General features: G+C 72.3%; 19 protein-coding genes. 8 read left to right on the forward strand and 11 right to left on the reverse strand.

What is annotated here, in order from left to right; translation table 11 throughout:
- The first annotated feature begins 56 nt into the window (after window positions 1-56).
- Window positions 57-1,484 (forward strand): amidohydrolase, encoded by a 1,428-nt coding sequence (locus tag PUR53_RS42080; RefSeq protein ID WP_329912072.1) that lies wholly within the window; start codon window positions 57-59, stop codon window positions 1,482-1,484.
- Window positions 1,485-1,732: 248 nt separating this feature from the next.
- Window positions 1,733-1,918 (forward strand): hypothetical protein, encoded by a 186-nt coding sequence (locus PUR53_RS42085; RefSeq protein WP_045555207.1) that lies wholly within the window; start codon window positions 1,733-1,735, stop codon window positions 1,916-1,918.
- Between the two features lie 3 nt (window positions 1,919-1,921).
- On the opposite strand, the gene PUR53_RS42090 is transcribed toward PUR53_RS42085, so the two are convergent.
- The 3 genes from PUR53_RS42090 to PUR53_RS42100 form a co-directional block, all read right to left on the reverse strand.
- Window positions 1,922-3,895 carry an ABC transporter ATP-binding protein gene (locus PUR53_RS42090; protein WP_329912073.1) on the reverse strand — a complete coding sequence of 658 codons (1,974 nt, stop codon included), beginning with the start codon at window positions 3,893-3,895 and terminating at the stop codon, window positions 1,922-1,924.
- Window positions 3,896-4,155: 260 nt separating this feature from the next.
- Window positions 4,156-4,623: a hypothetical protein gene (locus PUR53_RS42095; protein WP_329899090.1), complete on the reverse strand. Its 468-nt coding sequence runs from the start codon at window positions 4,621-4,623 to the stop codon at window positions 4,156-4,158.
- Window positions 4,614-5,411: an ATP-binding protein gene (locus PUR53_RS42100; RefSeq protein WP_329899091.1), complete on the reverse strand. Its 798-nt coding sequence runs from the start codon at window positions 5,409-5,411 to the stop codon at window positions 4,614-4,616. The genes PUR53_RS42095 and PUR53_RS42100 overlap by 10 nt, the downstream gene beginning before the upstream one ends.
- A gap of 286 nt (window positions 5,412-5,697) precedes the next feature.
- Between PUR53_RS42100 and PUR53_RS42105 the strand changes: the two genes are divergently transcribed.
- The 3 genes from PUR53_RS42105 (at window position 5,698) to PUR53_RS42115 (ending at window position 7,747) form a co-directional block, all read left to right on the forward strand.
- A complete protein-coding gene (locus tag PUR53_RS42105) occupies window positions 5,698-6,558 on the forward strand; it encodes a helix-turn-helix domain-containing protein (RefSeq protein ID WP_329899092.1) in 861 nt (286 codons plus the stop codon).
- Window positions 6,559-6,567: 9 nt separating this feature from the next.
- On the forward strand, window positions 6,568-6,852 hold the full coding sequence (locus tag PUR53_RS42110; RefSeq protein WP_239753367.1) for a DUF397 domain-containing protein: 285 nt from the start codon (window positions 6,568-6,570) through the stop codon (window positions 6,850-6,852).
- A gap of 79 nt (window positions 6,853-6,931) precedes the next feature.
- A complete protein-coding gene (locus tag PUR53_RS42115) occupies window positions 6,932-7,747 on the forward strand; it encodes an SAM-dependent methyltransferase (protein ID WP_329912171.1) in 816 nt (271 codons plus the stop codon).
- Between the two features lie 85 nt (window positions 7,748-7,832).
- Here the strand turns inward: PUR53_RS42115 and PUR53_RS42120 are convergent, their stop codons facing one another.
- The 4 genes from PUR53_RS42120 to pdxR all read right to left on the reverse strand — a co-directional run bounded on the left by PUR53_RS42120 (window position 7,833) and on the right by pdxR (window position 13,612).
- Entirely contained in the window at window positions 7,833-8,561 is a 729-nt protein-coding gene (locus PUR53_RS42120; RefSeq protein WP_329899094.1) for a phosphatase domain-containing putative toxin, read from the reverse strand.
- Window positions 8,562-8,722: 161 nt separating this feature from the next.
- Window positions 8,723-9,607, reverse strand: a complete 885-nt coding sequence (locus tag PUR53_RS42125) for a hypothetical protein (RefSeq protein ID WP_329899095.1) — start codon at window positions 9,605-9,607, stop codon at window positions 8,723-8,725.
- Window positions 9,604-12,009, reverse strand: a complete 2,406-nt coding sequence (locus PUR53_RS42130) for a PEP/pyruvate-binding domain-containing protein (protein WP_329912074.1) — start codon at window positions 12,007-12,009, stop codon at window positions 9,604-9,606. The genes PUR53_RS42125 and PUR53_RS42130 overlap by 4 nt, the downstream gene beginning before the upstream one ends.
- Window positions 12,010-12,199: 190 nt before the next feature.
- Complete coding sequence (pdxR, locus tag PUR53_RS42135; RefSeq protein ID WP_329912075.1) at window positions 12,200-13,612, reverse strand: MocR-like pyridoxine biosynthesis transcription factor PdxR; 1,413 nt, start codon at window positions 13,610-13,612, stop codon at window positions 12,200-12,202.
- 47 nt (window positions 13,613-13,659) lie between these two features.
- Between pdxR and PUR53_RS42140 the strand changes: the two genes are divergently transcribed.
- Window positions 13,660-14,253 (forward strand): carboxymuconolactone decarboxylase family protein, encoded by a 594-nt coding sequence (locus tag PUR53_RS42140; RefSeq protein WP_443080429.1) that lies wholly within the window; start codon window positions 13,660-13,662, stop codon window positions 14,251-14,253.
- Here PUR53_RS42140 and PUR53_RS42145 read toward each other — a convergent pair.
- The 3 genes from PUR53_RS42145 to PUR53_RS42155 form a co-directional block, all read right to left on the reverse strand.
- Window positions 14,250-15,764 (reverse strand): glutamate synthase subunit beta, encoded by a 1,515-nt coding sequence (locus PUR53_RS42145; RefSeq protein ID WP_329899099.1) that lies wholly within the window; start codon window positions 15,762-15,764, stop codon window positions 14,250-14,252. The genes PUR53_RS42140 and PUR53_RS42145 overlap by 4 nt on opposite strands.
- A 64-nt stretch (window positions 15,765-15,828) precedes the next feature.
- Entirely contained in the window at window positions 15,829-16,308 is a 480-nt protein-coding gene (locus PUR53_RS42150; RefSeq protein WP_329899100.1) for an anthrone oxygenase family protein, read from the reverse strand.
- A 144-nt stretch (window positions 16,309-16,452) separates the two neighbouring features.
- A complete protein-coding gene (locus PUR53_RS42155) occupies window positions 16,453-17,136 on the reverse strand; it encodes a DUF2293 domain-containing protein (RefSeq protein WP_329899101.1) in 684 nt (227 codons plus the stop codon).
- Between the two features lie 92 nt (window positions 17,137-17,228).
- Here PUR53_RS42155 and PUR53_RS42160 point away from each other — a divergent pair, with 92 nt between their 5' ends.
- Together PUR53_RS42160 and PUR53_RS42165 are read left to right on the forward strand one after the other, a co-directional pair.
- Window positions 17,229-17,870, forward strand: coding sequence for a uridine kinase (locus PUR53_RS42160; RefSeq protein ID WP_329912077.1), 642 nt, complete (start codon window positions 17,229-17,231; stop codon window positions 17,868-17,870).
- A 189-nt stretch (window positions 17,871-18,059) separates the two neighbouring features.
- The gene (locus PUR53_RS42165) at window positions 18,060-18,488 is read left to right on the forward strand and encodes a CBS domain-containing protein (RefSeq protein WP_045560979.1); all 429 of its coding nucleotides are present in this window, start codon (window positions 18,060-18,062) and stop codon (window positions 18,486-18,488) included.
- A 78-nt stretch (window positions 18,489-18,566) separates the two neighbouring features.
- On the opposite strand, the gene corA is transcribed toward PUR53_RS42165, so the two are convergent.
- Window positions 18,567-19,694 (reverse strand): magnesium/cobalt transporter CorA, encoded by a 1,128-nt coding sequence (corA, locus tag PUR53_RS42170; protein WP_329899103.1) that lies wholly within the window; start codon window positions 19,692-19,694, stop codon window positions 18,567-18,569.
- Window positions 19,695-19,723: the final 29 nt, after the last annotated feature.

Genomic DNA, 19,723 nt, shown 5'->3' on the forward strand with positions numbered 1-19,723 from the left:
TCGTCGGACGCCCGAGTCACCCCCTCCCGAGCGCGCCCCGGTCGTACCGTGACGTCATGACGCCGCCTCCGCCCCCGCCTCCCTCGTCCGTGCCCCCGCCCACGGTCCCGGCCTCGCCCTCGGCCACGTCTCCCGCTGATCTCGTCATCACCGGCTGCACCGCCCTCGTCCACGACGAGCACGAGGGGATCACGTTCGTCGAGGACGCCGCGATCGTCGTACGGGAGGGGGTGATCGCGAGCATCGGACCGGCGGAGGAGACGGCCCCCGTGGCCACGGCGGAACGCATCGACGCACGGGGCCAGGTCGCCGTGCCCGGGCTCGTCAACTGCCATACGCACGCGCCCATGGTGGCGCTGCGGGGCATCGCGGAGGACATGCCGGCGGAGGAGTGGTTCAACGACGTCATCTGGCCCGTCGAGTCCAACCTGACGGCGCGGGACGTCGAGCTGGGCGCCCGGCTGGCCTGCGCGGAGATGATCCGAGGTGGCGTGACCTGCTTCGCCGATCACTACTTCGCGATGGACGCCGTCGCAGCCGTGGTCGAGGAGACCGGCCTGCGGGCGCATCTGGGGGAGGCCTTCTTCTCCTCGCAGGGACCCGAAGGACGCGAGAGGTCCCTGGAGTTCGCGCTACGGCACCGGGGCGCGGCCGGCGGCCGCATCACCACCGCGCTCGCCCCGCACGCCCCCTACACCGTCGTCGACGCCGACCTCGCAGCGACCGCCGCACTCGCCCGCGACCACGGCCTCCCGGTGCACCTGCACGCCGCGGAGAGCCGCGACCAGACCGACAACAGCCTGGCCCGGCACGGCGTCACACCCATCGAGGTCCTGGAACGCACCGGACTGCTCGGCGTCCCCGCGGGCGTCCTCATCGCACACGGCACCGGCATCGTCGAGCGCGACCTGCCGGTCCTGGAGCGGGCGACGGGACCGGTGGCCGTCGCGACCGCGCCCCGGGGCTACCTCAAGTTCGCCTGGCCCACCACCCCGGTCCGTGCCCTGCGCCGCATCGGGATCCCCGTCGGGCTCGCCACGGACGGGGCCGCCTCCAACAACTCCCTCGACGTGTGGGAGGCCATGGCCCTCACCGCGCTCGTGCAGAAGTCCACCGAGGGCGACCCGCGCTGGCTGACCTCCCGCCAGGCCCTGCACCACGCCACGCTCCAGAGCGCCCGGGCCGTGGGACTGGGGGAGAGCATCGGCAGCCTCGCCCCCGGCCGGCGGGCCGACATCGTCCTGGTCGACCTGAGCGGCCCGCACACGCAGCCCGTGCACGACCTCGCCGCCACCCTCGTGCACAGCGCCCGGTCCGCCGACGTCACCACCACGATCGTCGACGGCCGGGTCCTCATGCGCGACCGCGAGCTGCTCACCGTCGACGTGCGGGCGACGGTGCGGGAGATGACCGGCCGCCTGGCCGCGCTCACCGACCGCGGTTACGGCGGCCGGATCCAGGACTACGACAGGCCGCCCGAGTAGCCGCCGCCTCCCACCCTCCACGGGCACGACGCGTCCGAGAGTGACAAATAGTGCAAGTGTTGGCACGCGGCGTCACCGGAATGTGTGGTTTCTGAGAGGTACCTCACGATCCTTCGTTGACCTCGTGTCAACTACGTCTCAGTACCGTCACTTCGCGAGCCGTTCACCCCATGGTTGGCGTTTAAATCTACGAGCTGACTAGCCGCGGGCTACGGGCTCACGGGTTCAGCGTGACATGGAGGTGCAGGGTGAACGGGCGAACGGTGCTGGGGCGCTTTCCCGCCGGTGGGCCGCGCGGCTCGTGGCCGGCGGAGGAGTTGGCGCACGCGGCCCGCCTCGAGGGGCAGCAGGCCGAGGTCGTCATGGACATCGCGACGGACATGTTCCTGGTCATCGTGCGCGGCGCCGAGACCGCCGCGACCGCGTCGGCCTGACCGTCACCCCGCCTTCGGCGCGGGAACCCTCTCCGCTGCGGTCCGCTCGGCCGGCACCCGTGCCGCGAACTGCTCCGCCTGGAGCGAGTACAGCTCGGCGTACACCCCGCCCGTGGCCAGCAGTTCGTCCGGGGTGCCGGACTCCACCAGACGCCCCTGGTCGAGGACGTGCACGAGATCGGCGTGGCGGACCGAGGCCAGCCGGTGGGTGATCAGGACGACCGTCTGACCGGTGCCCGCCAGGGCGCGGATCTTCTCGAAGACCTCCAGCTCGGCGCGCGCGTCCAGGGCGGCGGTCGGCTCGTCCACGATGAGGATGCGCCCGCGCCGGTACGCGGCCCGCGCGATGCCGAGGCGCTGCCACTGCCCGCCCGACAGTTCGTGCCCGCCGCTGAACCCCTTGCCCAGCAGTGTGTCGAGGCCGCGCGGTAGATCCTCCATCACGTCCTGCGCCCCGGCCTCCGCGACGGACGCCGCGAGCCGCTCCTCGGTCAGCGGCGCGGCGGGGCGGCCGATCGCCATGTTGACGCGGGCCGTGAAGGGCCATCGCTTGAAGTCCTGCGCGACCATCGCGATGCGCTCGGCGAGCTGCCGCCGGTCGGCGCCCGCCGCGTCCACGCCGTCCCACATGATCTTGCCCTGGTCCGGGGTGTACAGCCCGGCGAGCAGCTTGACCAGGGTCGTCTTGCCCGAGCCGTTCTCACCGACGAGGGCCACGATCTTGCCGAGCGGCACGGTCAGGGTGACGTCGCTGAGCGCGGGCCGGCCGGCCTTGCCCGGGTAGGCGAAGGTCACGTTCTCCACCCGGATCTCCCGCGGGTCCTCGGGCAGCGGATCACCGCCCTCCGGGATCGCGCGCTTGGCGGCCTCCACGTACAGCCGCTGCATGTCGCCCACGAAGAGGGCCTCCTCGTGCAGGGAGTTCACCTCCAGGACCAGCGTGTCGAGGCTCGCGGAGCCGGTGCGGATCGCGATCACCGCCGTACCCGCGACGGACAGCGCCATGGCGCCGCCGAGCAGCAGACCGCCCAGCGTCGCGTACGTCGCCACGGTGGCCAGCCCCGTCCACAGGGCCGCGTACAGGCCCGTACGGGCCGCCAGCCGGGCCAGGCGGGCCTGCTCGGCCTCCGCGGTCTCCGACATGGAGCGGAAGTGGCGCAGCAGGAACGGGCCGACACCGTGCACCCGGATCTCCGGGGCCGCCTCCGGCTCGATCAGCAGGGAGCCGATCAGATATCCCGCGCGCGCGTGCTGCACCCAGGCGTGGAACGACGTGTAGCGGCGGCGGGCGATCGTCAGGGAGCTCCAGGCGCTCGGCAGGGTCATCGTGACGAGCAGCGGCAGCAGGGCCGGGTGCAGCACGGTCAGCACACCGGCCGCGGCGATCAGCGAGATCAGCGCGTTGACCACGCGCGCCGAGTAGCTGATCATCCGGCGGGCCGACTGGGCGCCGTACTTCGCGGTGTCCAGCAGCTTGTGGAAGCCGTCGTCCTCGATCGCGGACAGCTCCACCGCCGCCGCCCGCTCCAGGTACAGCTCGGTCGCGACCCGCTCCACCTTCGGTTCCAACCGGCCCGTGGCGTACGTCGACGCGGCCCGCAGCAGCGTGGCCACCAGCATGACGGCGGCGATGGTGACGAGGGCGGGGACCGCTTCCCGCAGCCGCTCCTCGACTGTGCCGTCCGTCATCAGCCGGGCCAGGATCGTGTTCACCGCGAGCAGGCTCACCGCCTGGGCGAGGCCACGGCCCGTCTCGGCGGCCAGCACGGTACGGGCGGCCCGCCGGTCCGCCTGCCAGGCCAGCCGGAAGCTCGACGCGAGCAGGGACGGCAGCCGCCGCACCATCGCGCGGAAGTTCAGCTCCAGAAAGGCGTCGGCGTGCTGCGACCAGCCCATGTCGTACCGCAGCGGCCCTCCGAAGAGCAGTGTCTCCGACTCGGACGTCTCCGGCTTGCCCCCATCACGCGCCTTCCGCACTCACGGCCTCCCCCGAGTCGTCGCAGACGGCCACTATCCCGGTGCTCTCCGCTCCCGACCAGGGCGCACGACGGTGCCACCACGCCCCACCCGGAGCACAAGGGGCGCGCGATGAAGGACCGAAGGCTCCTTCAGGGGCGCGGGGGACTGCGCGACCAGCCCCTCACAAACCGGCAGTCGCACAGCTACCGACCCCACCGCAACCCGACGCGCACCAGGGGCGCAGCCCCTGCCACGAGCTCGGCCCAACCGGCGGAGCCTTACGCCGTCATCCGGGACCACGTAGGCGTCGTCCCCGTCACCCGGCACAACGCCAGATACAGCGGTATCGGCGGCGTATAGGGAATCGTCCCCTCGGGCCTGAGGATGAGCCCGGGAGCGGCCGCACTGTCGGAGACCAGCGCCCCGGTGGTGTAACGCACCGGCGACGGCCACTCCAGCGCGTAGTCGGAGTCGGCCGGCACCAGCCACCACCAGTGCGCGCGGTCCGCGTAGACACAGCCCACGCGGGGCAGCCGGGGCAGGACCATCGGGCCGAAGCGGGCCGGGACGGCGACCGCGTCGCATCCCATGGGCGCGGTCATGCCCTCGGGCAGCGGAATGGGGCGGGGCGGCGCGGCGGAACGCTGGGCGCGGCGCAGTCGGGTCAGGGTGTCGAGGCTCACCACGCGGGCCACTCTGCCCCCACCGGGGGGCCGAGGGGGACCGATCGACGCGCTCACACCCATTCGGCCCCCGCCCGCCGACCGGCCTGCGGCCGGACTCCGGCTTCCGTACGACATTCGAAACCCGTGCGGTACCCGGCCGGGGTACCACCGCGGTGGCTCTCGACGCCGGTGAGACGGAAGGCCTCGGCCTCACCGTCCCGGTCCTCCGTCGGCGGCTTCTTCGCACCCCAGCCCAGATCGGACCGGGCTGCCGTGTCCGCGCTGCTGCCCGCGCGGAGCGTGATGTCCGCGCCGCGCGTGATGTCCGCGACCGCGTCGGGCGCGTCCGCCGCGACGGTCTGCGGCGGGATCGCCGTGGCCGCGGAGGTGAGGAGGCCGCGCGGCACGTCCGCCCACACCAGGAGCCCCAGACCGACCGGCTGCGCACCCCATGAGCGGCAGAGGGACTCTATGAGCAGCAGCCCCCGGCCGTGTTCCTCCTCGGGCCGCTGCGGCGAGGGGTGCGGCTCGCCGGGAGCGCAGCCCTCGTCCCGTACCGCTATCCGCACCAGTTCGTCGCCGTCCTGCAGCTCGCAGACGATCTGGGTGCTCGCGGTGTGCACGATCGCGTTGGTCACCAGCTCGGACACGACAAGGGCGGCCGTGTCGCAGGTGTCCTCGCAGAGGGCCCAGCCGGTGAGCTGGGTACGGGTCACACGCCGGGCCTGGGCCACGGCACCCGGGTGCGCGGCCAGCTCGAATCGAAACCGGCGCTCGGCGATTGTCTCGGGGCGCGCCCCGGCGGCCGGACCGGGACCGACACGGTCACCGGCGGCGTCTGTTCCTAACGGCGCAGGGGGCGGAATCACGCTTGCCACTATCGCCCCGCCGTGAACACTTGGCAAGTGTCACTCTGAAAATTGCAGAGTGCCGTGTGACTCTCTGAACGGTCGTGGCACACTGCACGCAACAGCACGTGTAGCGGCGCCAGTTGGAAATCCCTCGCACAACGTTCGTATGCACGCACAGTGTTCGTATGTGTACACGGACAGGTGCGACGCGTGAGGCCTCCGAAGGGCGCCGCAGGGCTGTCGGCACCGGGACGGGCCGGACATCGACGCAGGTCAGCGCAGAGTCAGAGGGAAGAGAGGCGAGATGAGCGAGCCGCGGTCCGCGCCGACGGTCGGGCAGGTCGTGCTCGGTCGGCGTCTGCTGGACCTGCGCGAGCGCGCGGGCATCAGACGCGAGGACGCCGCACGCGTCCTGCACGTCACCGCAGCCACCGTCCGCCGTATGGAGACCGCCGAGGTCGCCCTCAAGATTCCCTACCTCCAGCTCCTGCTGAAGGCGTACGGGGTGGGTGACGAGGAGGCCGAGACCTTCGTCCGGCTCGCCGAGGAGGCCAACAAGCCCGGCTGGTGGCAGCGCTACCACGACATCCTGCCGGGCTGGTTCTCCATGTACGTCAGCCTGGAGGGCGCGGCCTCCCTGATCCGCGGGTACGACCCGCACTTCGTCCCCGGCCTGTTGCAGACGGAGGACTACGCGCGTTCCGTCATGACCTCGGGAGCCATCGGCCAGACCAAACCCGCGGACATCGAGCGCCATGTCGACCTGCGCATGCAACGCCAGGATCTGCTCACCCGTGAGGGTGCGCCCCGGCTGTGGTTCGTGATGGACGAGACCGCCCTGCGCCGCCCCGTCGGCGGACCGGCGGTCATGCGCGCGCAGATCGACCGACTGCTGGAGGCGATGGAGCTGTTCCATGTGACGCTGCAGGTCGCCACGTTCGACACAGGACCGCACCCCGGCACCTATGGGCCGTTCGTCCTGTTCCGTTTCGCCATGCCGGAGCTTCCGGACATGGTCTACAGCGAGTACCTGACCGGCGCCGTCTACCTGGACGACCGCTCCGAGGTGGCGACCCACCTCGAGGTCATGGACCGCATGGCGGCCCAGGCCGCCACGGCACAACGCACGAAGGAGATCCTCTGGGATCTCCGCGAGGAGCTCTGAAGACACCGAATGGAACTCATCAAGCCGCAGTCGCAGGCGCGCACACGCACGCAGTCGCACATACGCGTCTACAACGGCATGCCCGCCAGGGAGCTGGGCAGCGAGGGCTGGCACAAGCCCTGGAGCGGAGGCAACGGAGGGAACTGCCTGGAGGCCATGAAGCTCGCCGACGGCCGGATCGCCGTACGGCAGTCCACCGACCCCGACGGACCGGCGCTGATCTACACGCCCGACGAGATGAACGCCTTCATCCAGGGCGCCAAGGCGGGGGTGGCCGACTTCCTGCTCTCCTGAGGCCTGTTGCGCCCTCCCTGTTGCTCAGCCGATCCCCCTATGTTGGCCCTGAATTGATCACTTGCTGCTGCGGAACCTTATGGAGTACGTCATGAACGGGCGTCCCCCCGTCGAGATCGACACGAGCAGACCCCATCCCGCGCGGATGTACGACTGGTATCTCGGCGGCAAGGACAACTACCCCGTCGACGAGGCGATGGGCCGGCAGATGCTGGCTCTCGACCCCCGGGTGCCGGTGATGGCACAGGTCAACCGTGCCTTCATGCACCGCTCCACCCGCTGGCTGGCGGAGCGCGGCGTCCGTCAGTTCCTCGACATCGGCACCGGAATCCCGACCGAGCCGAACCTGCACCAGATCGCCCAGCGGGTCGCCCCCGACACGAGCGTCGTCTACTGCGACAACGACCCCATCGTGCTGGCCCACGCGGCGGCCCTGTTGCGCGGTACGCCGGAGGGGCGCACGGAGTATCTGCAGGCCGACGTGCGCGACCCGCACGCCGTCGTCGAGGGCGCCAAGAAGATCCTGGACTTCGACCGGCCCGTGGCGCTCTCGCTGATCGCGCTGCTGCACTTCGTCTCCGACGAGGACGGCGCGCACGCGCTGGTCCAGCGGCTGATGTCCGAGCTGCCCTCGGGCAGCTACCTGGTCGTCACCCACGCCACCGCCGACTTCACCCCCGAGGAGTCGAAGGCGGCCACGGAGAAGCTCAAGGCCGCCGGCGTCACCCTGGCCCTGCGCTCCCGCGAGGAGTTCACCCGCTTCTTCGACGGCCTCGAACTGGTCGACCCCGGCGTCGAGGTGCCCCACCACTGGCACCCCGAACTCGGCGACCCCGTCCCCGGCCAGGACGACGGGGTCATCCCGGGCTACGGGGCGGTGGCGCGCAAGCCGTAGGGCTGCGCCGAGACAGGTGTGACGACTGCGCGGCGCGGGGCTCCTGGGCCCGCGCCGCGCAGTCGTCACACCGTGCTGCGCGCGCCTACACGTACGACCAGATCCGGCGCGGCGCGTCCACGAGGCGGCTCACCGCGACCACCGGTAGCGGCGGCTGCGCGGTCTCCCGCTCCCGCTCCAGCATCAGCCCGTAGTAGATCTGCTCGATCGACGGCGGCCCGACCGACAGGTTGCGCCAGACCGCGCCGGGCGAGTCCTCCTGCCCGGTCCTCACGAGGTAGGCCGCGGCCATCGTCCCCGTACGGCCGACACCGGCGCCGCAGTGCACGAACACCGGCCCGGAGTTCTCGGAGACGGTGTCAAGCAGGCGCCGTACCTGCTCGGGCGTCGGGGTCTGCCCGTCACGCATCGGCACCCGTACGACGTCGAGGCCCGCCTCGCGCGGCAGGGCGAGCTGGGCGCCGCTCAGCTTCTCGGCGCGCAGATCGACGACCGTGGTGAAGCCGAGGTCGGCCAGCGCCCGGTAACCGGCGGGGGAGGGGACGGCCCCGCGCCACAGCTCGCCGTCCGTGCCGACGGGCTGGAAGTTGTGGATGCCCTTCACCGAGCGCGCCCCCTCGGGCACGGAGGTGGTCTCACGCGCCACGTACGACATGGCCAGGATGCCGAGGGAGCCCGTGGCCCACAGGGCGAGGTAGCCGAGCAGCACACCGATCAACACGCGCACCACCTTGCCGCGCAGCGAGCGGGGGCGGGCGGAGGGGGTGGGGAGCGGATCCTGGCGTACGGGCGGAGGAGTGACAGCGACAGACATGGATGACCCGGGGGTTGGGGACGGGGGTCTGTCCGGCATCGTAGCCCGCCCGAGATAAGCGTTCTGTCTGGTTGTGTGAGAACTCACGTTGTTTGTGAGGTTGAGGTGATCTTGTTCGGGCGGGGCGTCGGTGTCGCTCGTCGCTCGACACTTGCCGAGGTTCAGGGCTGGTCCGCGTCGCCGATGCCGACCACCGTGAGGTGGGCGCGGTCCACGTCGGCGTCCTCCAGGCAGCCGCGCAGCCGCAGACGGTCGTGATCGGTCAGGGACGGGCGGACGACCCCCGCGAACAGTCCGTCGCCCAGTTCGCCGAGCGTGGTCCGCCGCAGCGGCACCGACGTGGAGTTGCGGCAGCGCTCCCAGGCCTGCGACGCGGCCATGGACTGCCGCTCGGCGCTCGTGGGCACACCCCGCATGTCCACGCGGACCAGCACGGACGTCGCCACGGCCCCGTTCCGCTCCTCCTTCCTGGTCTGGGTGAGGTCGGCGAGACCCACCACCAGCGAGACCAGCAGTGCGACGCCGACGCCCACCGTGATCAGCCGCGCCGTCCGCCCCCGGCCGCCGCCGAGCGGAGCCCTGTCCTCCAGATCGGCGTCCGGCGCCGGGTCGGGCGCGGTGAGCACCGCCAGCCGCCCGGCGAGGTGCCGCTCCGCCGTCGGCCGGGCCGTGACCGACGCGATCCGCTGCACCAGCCACGCGATCCCCGACAGCACCACACCGGTGATCAACAGCACGGGCACGAAGACATACGTACGACTCGCCGGATCCTCCAGCCAGCGGAAACGGTCGCCGCGCTCCCGTGCGTGCGCCTGCCGGAGCCGGGCCAGCGCGTCCTGCTGCCGCCGGTCGCTCTCCCGGATCCGCTCCTCGATCCGCGCCAGCCGCCCCAGCAGCACGAGCCCGAGCAACAGCACCCCGACGATCAGGAGCACCACCCCGCTGAGGATGGCCCGCTGCCACTGCCACCGGTAGAGGTAGACGACGAAGTAGACGCCCGCGCCGACCGCCGCCGCGCCCCCGAAGAGGTAGGCGAGCCGCCTCATCGCGAACCCTCCGTCCTCACCTCGCCGGAGCCGCCGTCGACCGTCACCCGAGTGCCCGGCGGGAAGCGGTGCACCGCGTCGTCCACGCCCACCACGGCCGGCACGCCGAACTCCCGGGCCAGCACCGCGAGATGGGACAACGGGCTGCCCGTCTGCGCCACCAGCCCCGTGACGCGCGGCAGCAGCGGGGCCAGCGCCGGATCGAGCGTCCGGACCACCAGCACGGCATCCGACGGCCCTGCACCCTCGCCGTTCCACACCGTGCCGATGCCCCGGCCGCCGGACACGCCCCGGCCTCCGTCTCCGTCTCCGTTTCCGTTTCCGGCGCCGGAACGCCCGGCGGTGCGCTCGGCGACGACCACACCGCCCTCCGCGAGCCGGAACCGGTCCGGCAGCGGCGCGGAGACGGCCCGGGGCAACCGTTCCTCGAAGTCCCCCGGCAACCCACCGGTCTCCAGCGCGGTCACGAACTCCTTCCACCGCAGCAGCCCCACCCGCCGCGCCTCGTCCAGCACACCCCGGACGAGCAACCTGCGCGCCGCCTCCCTCACCAGCCTGACCTGTAGCTCCTGCACCCAGCGGATCCGCAGCCGCAGGGCCTCACGTGGCGGCAGGGCACCCGGGGAGACGGAGCCCGCGCGCCGGGAGGAGGAGAAGGGGGCCGGGCCGTCGCCGGGGGCGGTGGGGGCCCGGGTGGGGGTGGCGGGGGCGGAGGTGGCGGGGGTGTGGGCCGAGGCTTCGGGGAAGGGGACGGAGGTGGATGTGGCGGCGGTCGCGGAGGCGCCGTTGTGGTGGACGGGTTCGGGTGGGGGCAGTCGCAGCTCGCCCCACAGGCTCGGCGCCGTCAGCGCGAGGACCACGGGCTCGGCGGCCACCACCTGGTGGTCCGACAGGTTCCGGTCCCGGAACCTCGACTCGGTGAGCGTGGCGAGAGCGGTGCCCGCCGCCGTGACGTGGGGCTCCGGGAGGAGGGCACCCGCCAGAGCCTCCTGCGCGTGGAGCGACACCAGGACGGAGCGCGTCCAGCGCAGGGTCGAGATCAGCTCGACGGTCGGCAGGTCCCCGGTCTGCGGTGTCTCGACCAGCCGCCGGTCGACATCCGCGACCAGGTCCGTCGCCAGGTCGGGCAGTGTCGAGGTCAGCCGCCCCACCCGCCAGGCGGCACCGAGACGCCGGGCGCCCGGCGCCGGATTGAGCCACGCCAGTCCGGGGTGGCTCGGCGGGACGGCACCCAGCAGCCGCAGGTCCGCCGCGGCCCGGCCACCGACCGCCGTGACGACCGGCACCGACCGCAACCGCCGACGTGGCGCGCTCCCGCTGAGGTCGAGCGCGCACGCGAGCCCCCGTTCCATCGGCGCCACCCACAGATCCTCCTCCAGCGGCTCCAACTGCCCCGGCAGGGTCTCCGCCACCGGCCCGGGACCGAGCAGCCGGGCACCGCGCGCCGGACGGGGCCCCATCGCCGTGATCGGACGGCTCTGGAGCAGCCACAGCCGCCCGCCCTCGTCGAAACCGAACTCGATGTCCTGGGGTCCGCCGAACACCTGGGCGGCCCGCCGCGCGAGACGCGCCAGACGACGCAACTCGCCGGCGGTGAGCAAGGCCCCACCGCCGACCGCCCGCGAGGCGCCCGACGGTTCCACCTCAAGCGGTTCCGTCCCGCAATCCGCCCCGGGTTCCACGCCTGACGATTCCGTCCGCAGCAGCCGTCCCCACCTGCTCAACCAGTGAGTCGTCCCCGGCTGCTCCCCGCTCACCAATGTGTGAGGCCCGCCCCGCACCGCGCTGACCAGCATCCGATCGGTCCGCCCGGCCACGGGATCCGCGCCGAACAGCACACCTCCGACCCGGGCCCTGAGCATCGGCTGCACCAGCACGGCCATGGGCGCGTCGGCACCGTCGGGCCGCCGCGCCGAGCCGAGCACCGTGCGCACCGCCGCCCGGAACTCCTCCCACCCCCGCACATCGAGCACCGAGTCGAACCGCCCCGCCAGAGAGGACTCCTCCGTGTCCTCCTGCGGCGAGGAGGACCGTACGACGAGGGACCGTGTACCGCGCCGGGACAGCTCGGCCCAGGCACGAGCCAAGTCCCGTGGGCCGTCGGCGTCCGCCATCGCGTCAGGGTCCGCCATCGCGTCGGGGTCCCGCAGGGCGTCGGCGTCCCGCCGCTGGTCATCCGCCTCCCGAGCGTCGTACGGGATCACGAACCCGGGCAGCACCGGCAACCCGGCGCGGGCCGCTCGCGAGAGGTGGGCCGCCTTGGAACCGGTGAGCAGAGGCAGCGAGGCCGTCGGCCGGTCCAGGGGGACGACGTGAGAACCGAGTGTGCCACCGCGCCGGAGCGGAGCCCGGCCGTGCGCGCCTTCTCCGTGTTCTCCGTGACGTTCGTCGAGCGTCGTCATCGAGCACCCTCCAGGACCGGCCGTCAACAGGGGGGACGCGAGGGAGGGGCCCTACGCCTGACGACGGAACGAAGGATGGGGGCAGGCCACCACCGAATTGTGGGATGCCCGCGGCGACAGCGGCGACGTACCTCCTGACCTCAATGTTCCCACCGCCCCGCTTTTCCTGTCGACCGGGAACCCACGGCCCTCACTCGGGCGGGAGCGCCCCGCACAACGCCTCCAGCGCCGCCCCGTACGCGTGCTCCGGCGGCGTCGCGTACCCCACGACCAACCCGTCCGGGGCGTCCTCCCTCGCCTCCGGATGACGGAACTCCGCCAGCCCGTCCAGCGCGACCCCCCGCCAGGCCGCCGCCTTCACCGCGGACCGCTCGGTACCGGGCGGCAACCGCAGCACGGCGTGCAGCCCGGCGGCGATCCCGGTGACCTCGATGTGCGGCGCCTGCGCGGCCAGCGCCGCGACCAGACGGTCCCGACGCGTCCGGTACCGCTGCCGCATGCGCCGCACATGACGGTCGTACGCCCCGGACACCACGAAGTCCGCCAGCGCGAGCTGGTCCGGCACACTCGCCCACGCCTCCCGCTCGCCCTTGGCCTCCCGTACGGCGTCCACGAGCCGCTCCGGCAGGACCATCCACCCCAGCCGCAGCGCGGGCGACAGGCTCTTGCTGACCGAGCCGAGGAAGACGACCCGGTCGGGATCCAGACCCTGCACGGCCCCGACCGGTCTGCGGTCGTAGCGGAACTCCCCGTCGTAGTCGTCCTCCAGGACCAGCCCGCCCCGCGCGCGTGCCCAGTCCACGACCGCGGCCCGCCGCTCGGGATGCAGCGGCCCGCCGGTGGGGAACTGGTGCGCGGGCGTGAGCAGCACCGCTCTCTCCCGGTCCAGCCCGTCCACCCGGGCACCGTCCTCGTCGAGCGGCAGCGGAACGGTCCGTACGGACGCCGCCGCCAGCAGCTCTCGGTGGAATCCCAGCCCGTACGACTCCACGGCCAGCGGCCCCCGCAACACCCGGCCGTGGAACAGCAGTCGCAACGCGTGCGCGAAACCGGAGCAGACCACGATCCGCGAGGGCTCGGTCCGCACGCCACGCGCGCGTGCCAGGTACTCGGCGAGCGCCTCCCGCAGCTCGACCCGGCCCGCCGGATCACCCGGCCCGAACGCCTCGTTGGGCGCCCGCGTCAACGCCCTGCGGTACGACGCCGCCCAGGCCGCCCGCGGGAACGCCGACGCGTCCGGCGTGCCCTGCCGCAGATCGTGCTGCGGCCCACGCGCGCGTGGCGGCCCCTTCCGGGGCACACGCGCGGCGGAGCCCAGGGGTTCGACGCGCTCCGCGACCCGCGTCCCCGACCCCTGCCGGGCGGTCAGCCAGCCCTCCGCGACCAGCTCCGCGTACGCGTCGGCGACCGTGTTGCGCGCGACGCCCAGGTCCGCGGCGAGCGAGCGGTACGGCGGCAGTCGGGTCCCGGGCGCCAGCCGACCACCACGCACCGCCTCCCGCAACGCCCGGATCAGTGCCGCCCGCCGCCCACCCCCACCGGCCAGTTCGAGATGCAGATCGGCCCCGATCGACTCCGCCGAATTGACCCACGAATCCTCCATGGAAATGCACCCTACGGCAGGTCTTTCCGCCTCGTAGATTCATGGTCATGACGACGAACACGACAGCGACCGAGACTGCAGTGACCGACACGACAGCGACCGACACGACAGCGACCGAGACGGTAGCGACCGACACGACGGCGACTGAAACGGCCGCGGCGAACACGGCAGCGGCGCACGCGGGGACGACCCCCGTCCCGCGTCTCGACTTCGCGAAGTCGGCGCGGAACGCCTTCCGCGCCCTCATCGGCTTCGACGCGGCGGCCCGCGAGGGCATCGACCCCGCCCTGGTCGAACTGATCCAGATCCGCGCCTCCCACCTCAACCACTGCGCCTACTGCCTCCACATGCACACCAACGACGCCCGCAAGGCCGGGGAGAGCGAGGACCGGCTGCACATGATCCCGGTCTGGCGCGAGGCCCGGCACTTCTTCACCGCCCGCGAACAGGCCGCGCTCGCCCTCACCGAAGCGGTCACCCTCGTCGCCGACGGAGGTGTCCCCGACGCGGTCTACGCCGAGGCCGCCACCCACTTCGACGAGACCGAACTGGCCCACGTCCTGGCCCTGATCCTCACCATCAACACGTGGAACCGCATCGCCCTCGCCACCGCCAAACAAGCCGGCACGGACAACCGCTAGCCCCCACCACCGGTGGCCGGTGGCAGGGCCGTCATCGGGCGGTCGTACGGTCCGATCGGGGTCGGCAGGCGGTCCGTGCCGGTCAGCCCGCGGTCGACCGCGGCGGCCACGGAGCGCCCCTCGGCGATCGCCCACACGATCAGCGACTGCCCACGGGCGGCGTCCCCGGCGGCGTACACACCGGGCACGTTCGTCGCGAAGTCCGGCCCCCGGGTGATCGTCCCGCGCGGATCGAGGGCAACCCCCAGCTGCTCCAGAAGCCCGTCGTGACGGTCCGGACCGGAGAACCCGAGCGCGAGCAGGACGAGATCGGCGGGCAGCGTCCGCTCGGTACCCGGCCGGGCCCGCCGCCGCTCGTCCACCTCGACCAGGTGCAGGGCCCGCACCCGCCCCGACCCGTCCCCGGTGAAGCGGAGCGTGGACGCCGCGAAGAGCCGCGCGTCCGCGTCCGCCGCAGGCGCGGACCGAAGGTCTCGCGCCTCCTCGTGCGCCGCCGAGAGCCGGTACACCTTCGGATACGTCGGCCACGGATCGACATCCTCGTCACGCTCCGCCTCCGGCAGCGGATAGATGTCCAACTGGGTCACCGACGCGGCCCCTTCCCGCACCGCCGTCCCCAGACAGTCCGCCCCCGTGTCACCTCCCCCGACGATCACGACATGCTTCCCGGCCGCCGACAACGGCGACACCTCCAGATCCCCCTCACACACCCGGTCGGCCAACGGCAGATACTCCATCGCCTGATGGACGCCGACCAACTCCCGCCCGGGCACGTCCAGTTCACGCCACGCCGTGGCCCCTGTCGCGATCACCACCGCGTCGTACCGGGCCCGCAACTCGGCCGCCCCGACGTCCACCCCCACCGCGGTCGACGTCCGGAACTTGGTGCCCTCCGCCCGCATCTGCTCCAACCGCCGGTCCAGATGGCGTCGCTCCATCTTGAACGCCGGGATCCCGTACCGCAGCAACCCCCCGATCCGGTCGGCCCGTTCGTACACCGCGACCGTGTGCCCGGCCCGCGTCAACTGCTGCGCCGCCGCCAGCCCGGTGGGCCCGGAGCCGACCACGGCGACCGTCTTCCCGGACAGCCGGTCGGGCGGACGCGGCGGGGTGAAGCCGTCCTCCCAGGCCCGGTCCGCGATGGCCACCTCCACGTTCTTGATGGTCACCGCGGGCTGGTTGATCGCCAGCACACACCCCGCCTCACAGGGGGCGGGACACAACCGCCCCGTGAACTCGGGAAAGTTGTTCGTGGCGTGCAGCCGGTCGCTCGCCGCCCGCCAGTCCGCACGCGACACGAGATCGTTCCACTCGGGGATCAGATTCCCCAGCGGACAGGCGTCGTGACAGAACGGGATCCCGCAGTCCATGCAGCGGTCGGCCTGCTTGCTGATGATCGGCAGCAGAGCCCCGGGAACATACACCTCGTCCCAGTCCCGGACCCGCTCCTCCACAGGGCGACGGGGCCAGTCCTCGCGAGGTGTGGTCAGAAAACCCTTGGGATCGGCCATGGCCGTCTCCCTCACGGAGAGGTACGCGTACCGGCCACGATACGACGGGCCCGCCGCCCCCGCCTCAGGCGAGCGCCAGCAGGTACGACAGGGCCGCGGCGCCCGCGGCGACCGCCCGTATGTGGTTCCACGTGGTCCACCGGCTCACGTAGTCGCGCCAGTACGCCGCTGCCTCGGGCGTATCCGCGTCCAGCTTCGCGAGCGTGTCGTTGCGCGGCACGTTCGCCACCATCGTGACCCCGAAGCAGCCGAACAGATACAGCGCGCTGCCCAGCAGCAGTTCGACCCTGCCCTCGTCCGGCCACACCACGAACGTCACGACGGCCAGCACGGCACACAGCACCGCCGTACCCACGAACACGAGCATGAACGCCGGCGTCAGAGCACTCACATTGATCGCCTGCATGGCCGCCACGCCCTGGGCGGACGGCAGCGACGCCAGCCCCTTCATCACGAATGTCGAGAACCCGCAGAACACGCCCGCCACGATCGCCGTCCCGAGCAGCCCCAGCACCGTCAGCACGAAGTACGGCCCATCGATCATGTCCGCTCCCACCTCGATCCCTCGAAGATCCTGCCCACCGTCCGACCTCCCCACAAGTGAACCTCCGCACAGCCCCCAGCCCCCATGGCCGAGCCGCTCACCCGCATACGCGCGCGGCCGGCCTGCACGGCACCCTCCCTGCCCTCACCCCGCCGGCCGCCACCCCCGCAGCGTCGCCTCCACGGTGACCGCGATCCGCCTGCGTGCCGCGTAGCGGGGCACGCCGGTCATCAGGAGGTGGTCGTACGGGGTGTCCACGTGGCGTACGGACGCGATGACCGCCGAGGTCACCGCGAACTCCGTCAGCGCACGCCCCGCCGCGCTACGGCCGACGCGACCGCTGCCCCGCACCGAGGCGTGGGCGGCGATCTCCCGGGCCCGCTCGGGCGGACAGCCGGGGAACAGCCGCCGAATCTCCGCGGCGAACGCGTCCGTGAAGCGCACGTCCTCCGCCGCCCGGCGGCGCGCGTCCCGCACCCGGCGGCGGCGTCGCACCTCCGCGTCCGCCAGACACCGCTCCTCGGCCCGGGCGAGCCCCGCCTCCTCGACCAGGACGCCCTGCCGCTCGTACCGGCTGCGGCGGCGGTTGAACCGTACGACCACGGCCGACAGCGCACTCTCCTCCCGCGCCCTCCTGGTGAGCGCGGTGTCGCCCCGGGGCAGGAACACCAGGTGCCCGAGGTCCGCGCAGTCCAGGCAACGCGGCGCCCCCTCCTCCAGGACCAGCAGCGCCACCGGACCGCTCCGGCACTCGGCGCAGTGCTTCTTCCTGAGTGCCTGCACGACGACAAGTCCGGTACGGGGCGGGGGAGTAGCGAGCGCTGCCATACGCGGTTCATTCCCCCTGGTGGTCGCACGGTCACCCCACCCTCGGACCGGACCGTCGACCGGGTCGGGCACGGCTCACGGCGCGCGGCATCATGGGCCGTGTGCGATTCGAAGCGATCACCTGGGAGCGGCTCGCCGCCCTGCTCGCAGACCGCCTCCTCAACCTGAAGCCGGACGACGGATCGCCCTGGCCGCGGATCGCCTTCGACGGCGCCCCGGCAGCGCGCCCCGGCGATCTCGCCGCCCTGGTGTCCGAGGCGCTGCGCATACGCGGCCGGTCCTCGCTCGTCGTGGGAACCGAGGGCTTCCTCCGGCCTGCGTCGCTGCGGTTCGAGTACGGCCACGAGGACGTGGAGGCGTACTACGACGGCTGGTTCGACACCGCCGCCCTGTGGCGAGAGGTCTTCGGTCCGCTCGACCCCGGCGGCACGGGGCGGGTCCTGCCCGACCTCTGGGATCCCACCACCGACCGCGCGACCCGCAGCCCCTACGTCCCACTCCCGCCCGGCGCGATCCTGCTGACGCACGGCCCCCTCCTCCTGAAACACTGGTTCCCCTTCGACCTGACCGTCCATGTCCTCCTCTCCCCGGGCGCCCTGCGCCGGCGCACCCCTGAAGGCGAGCAGTGGACCCTCCCCGCCTTCGCGCGCTACGAGACCGAGACCGACCCGGCTGCCACGGCCGATGTCCTGGTGCGCGCCGACGACCCACGCCACCCGGCCTGGAACGGCTGATGCGGGCGCGGGGCGCGGGGTGCGACAGGCGATGAAGCCGTCCGCCGCCGCGGTTGAGCCCCGCTCGCGTCGGTGGGGTGCCGCTGTCGCTCCGAGTGCGGCCCGGCCCGGACGCGGCAAGAATGTAGGGCGCCGGGACTAGCGGTGCGTCCTGCGCCGCGCCGGCCGTCCGGCAACGGGAGGTATCACATGACCACCGCCGGAGACATCATGCACCGCGGCGCCCAGTGGATCCCCGCCCACGAGACCCTCGACCGCGCCGCCCAGCTGATGCGCCAGCTGAACGTCGGGGCACTGCCCATCAGCGACCAGAACGAACGGCTCTGCGGCATTCTCACCGACCGCGACATCGTCGTCGGCTGTGTCGCCCTGGGCCACGACCCGTCGACGATCACGGCCGGCGAAATGGCCAAGGGCACACCCCGCTGGATCGACGCGGACGCCGACGTCAGCGAGGTGCTCCAGGAGATGAAGGGGCACCAGATCCGTCGGCTCCCCGTGATCGAGAACAAGCGTCTCGTCGGCATGATCAGCGAGGCCGACCTGGCCCATCATCTGTCGGACGACCAGATCGCCTCCTGGGTCGAGAGCGTCTACGCGAAGAGCGCGACGCACTGACCGCCGGCAACGGCGACGCAGTGACCGTCGGCGCCGGGTGTGGCGCCCGGCCGATCGATCACCTTCCGGTTCCGGGAGTCACAGCCACCCGTTGCGCTTGAAGCCCCGGTAGAGGGTGACGCAGGCGGTGGCTATGACTCCGAGGACGAGCGGATAGCCGAGCTTCCAGTGCAACTCCGGCATGTACTCGAAGTTCATGCCGTACACCCCGCACACCATGGTCGGCACGGCGATCAGGGCGGCCCACGCCGTGATCTTCCGCATGTCCTCGTTCTGAGCGACGCTGACCTGCGCGAGGTGCGCCTGCAGAATCGAGTTGAGCAGTTCGTCGAACGCGGCGATCTGCTCGGTGGCCCGCAGCAGGTGGTCGGAGACGTCGCGGAAGTAGGCCTGTATCTCCGGGTCGACCACGCGGATCGGTCGTGAGGTGAGCTCCAGGAGCGGGCGGGCGAGCGGGGCCACCGCCCGCTTCAGTTCGAGCAGTTCGCGCTTGAGCTGGTAGATGCGGCCCGGGTCCACACGTGCGCCGTTCGAGGCGAACACGTCCGTCTCGACCTGGTCGATGTCCGTCTGGACCGAGTCCGTGACGCTCAGGTAGTCGTCGACCACATGGTCCGCGATCGCGTGCAGCACCGCGGCAGGTCCCTTGGCCAACTGCTCGGGATTCGCCTCCAGTTCCTCCCGTAGCGGACCGAGCGAGCCGTGCCGTCCGTGGCGGACCGTGATCACGAAGTCGGCGCCGACGAAGACCATGATCTCGCCGGTGTGCACCACCTCGCTGGTCGCGGTCAGTTCGGTGTGCTCGACGTAGCAGACCGTCTTGAACACCGCGAACAGCGTGTCGTCGTAGCGCTCCAGCTTCGGGCGCTGGTGGGCCTCGACCGCGTCCTCCACCGCGAGCGGGTGCAGGTCGAAGAGCTCGGCAATACCGGCGAACTCCCGCTGTGTCGGCTCGTGCAGCCCCAGCCAGACGAAGCCGTGGTCGTGCTTGCGGACCTGCTTGACGGCCTCGACGACATCGCGGGCCGCGGGGGAGCGGACGCCCTTGTGGTAGGCCACGCAGTTCACCACCGAGGTGCCCAGCGGGGAGCGGGCCGGATGGCTGAGGTCGACGCGGGGGCGCCGTCGGGCCAGCCGTGCCATCGTGCGCAGGCCGACGACCCTGTCTAGGCCGGTGACCTTCCGCAGATTCCCTGCCATGGACATCTGGCTTCTCCTTGCGTGGATCTCCTCGC

Origin of the sequence: Streptomyces sp. SP18BB07 (assembly GCF_036322545.1) — a bacterium.
Taxonomy (GTDB): domain Bacteria; phylum Actinomycetota; class Actinomycetes; order Streptomycetales; family Streptomycetaceae; genus Streptomyces; species Streptomyces deccanensis.

Coding starts and splice junctions, on each gene's coding strand:
- PUR53_RS42145 (WP_329899099.1), bottom strand. CDS start 15,764: ATGGCCGATCCCAAGGGTTTTCTGACCACACCTCGCGAGGACTGGCCC.
- PUR53_RS42095 (WP_329899090.1), bottom strand. CDS start 4,623: ATGGGTGTGAGCGCGTCGATCGGTCCCCCTCGGCCCCCCGGTGGGGGC.
- PUR53_RS42150 (WP_329899100.1), bottom strand. CDS start 16,308: ATGATCGATGGGCCGTACTTCGTGCTGACGGTGCTGGGGCTGCTCGGG.
- PUR53_RS42125 (WP_329899095.1), bottom strand. CDS start 9,607: ATGAGGCGGCTCGCCTACCTCTTCGGGGGCGCGGCGGCGGTCGGCGCG.
- PUR53_RS42110 (WP_239753367.1), top strand. CDS start 6,568: ATGGAACTCATCAAGCCGCAGTCGCAGGCGCGCACACGCACGCAGTCG.
- PUR53_RS42160 (WP_329912077.1), top strand. CDS start 17,229: ATGGGCCGTGTGCGATTCGAAGCGATCACCTGGGAGCGGCTCGCCGCC.
- PUR53_RS42105 (WP_329899092.1), top strand. CDS start 5,698: ATGAGCGAGCCGCGGTCCGCGCCGACGGTCGGGCAGGTCGTGCTCGGT.
- PUR53_RS42115 (WP_329912171.1), top strand. CDS start 6,932: ATGGAGTACGTCATGAACGGGCGTCCCCCCGTCGAGATCGACACGAGC.
- PUR53_RS42080 (WP_329912072.1), top strand. CDS start 57: ATGACGCCGCCTCCGCCCCCGCCTCCCTCGTCCGTGCCCCCGCCCACG.
- PUR53_RS42155 (WP_329899101.1), bottom strand. CDS start 17,136: ATGGCAGCGCTCGCTACTCCCCCGCCCCGTACCGGACTTGTCGTCGTG.
- corA (WP_329899103.1), bottom strand. CDS start 19,694: ATGTCCATGGCAGGGAATCTGCGGAAGGTCACCGGCCTAGACAGGGTC.
- PUR53_RS42165 (WP_045560979.1), top strand. CDS start 18,060: ATGACCACCGCCGGAGACATCATGCACCGCGGCGCCCAGTGGATCCCC.
- PUR53_RS42140 (WP_443080429.1), top strand. CDS start 13,660: ATGACGACGAACACGACAGCGACCGAGACTGCAGTGACCGACACGACA.
- PUR53_RS42130 (WP_329912074.1), bottom strand. CDS start 12,009: ATGACGACGCTCGACGAACGTCACGGAGAACACGGAGAAGGCGCGCAC.
- PUR53_RS42120 (WP_329899094.1), bottom strand. CDS start 8,561: ATGTCTGTCGCTGTCACTCCTCCGCCCGTACGCCAGGATCCGCTCCCC.
- pdxR (WP_329912075.1), bottom strand. CDS start 13,612: ATGGAGGATTCGTGGGTCAATTCGGCGGAGTCGATCGGGGCCGATCTG.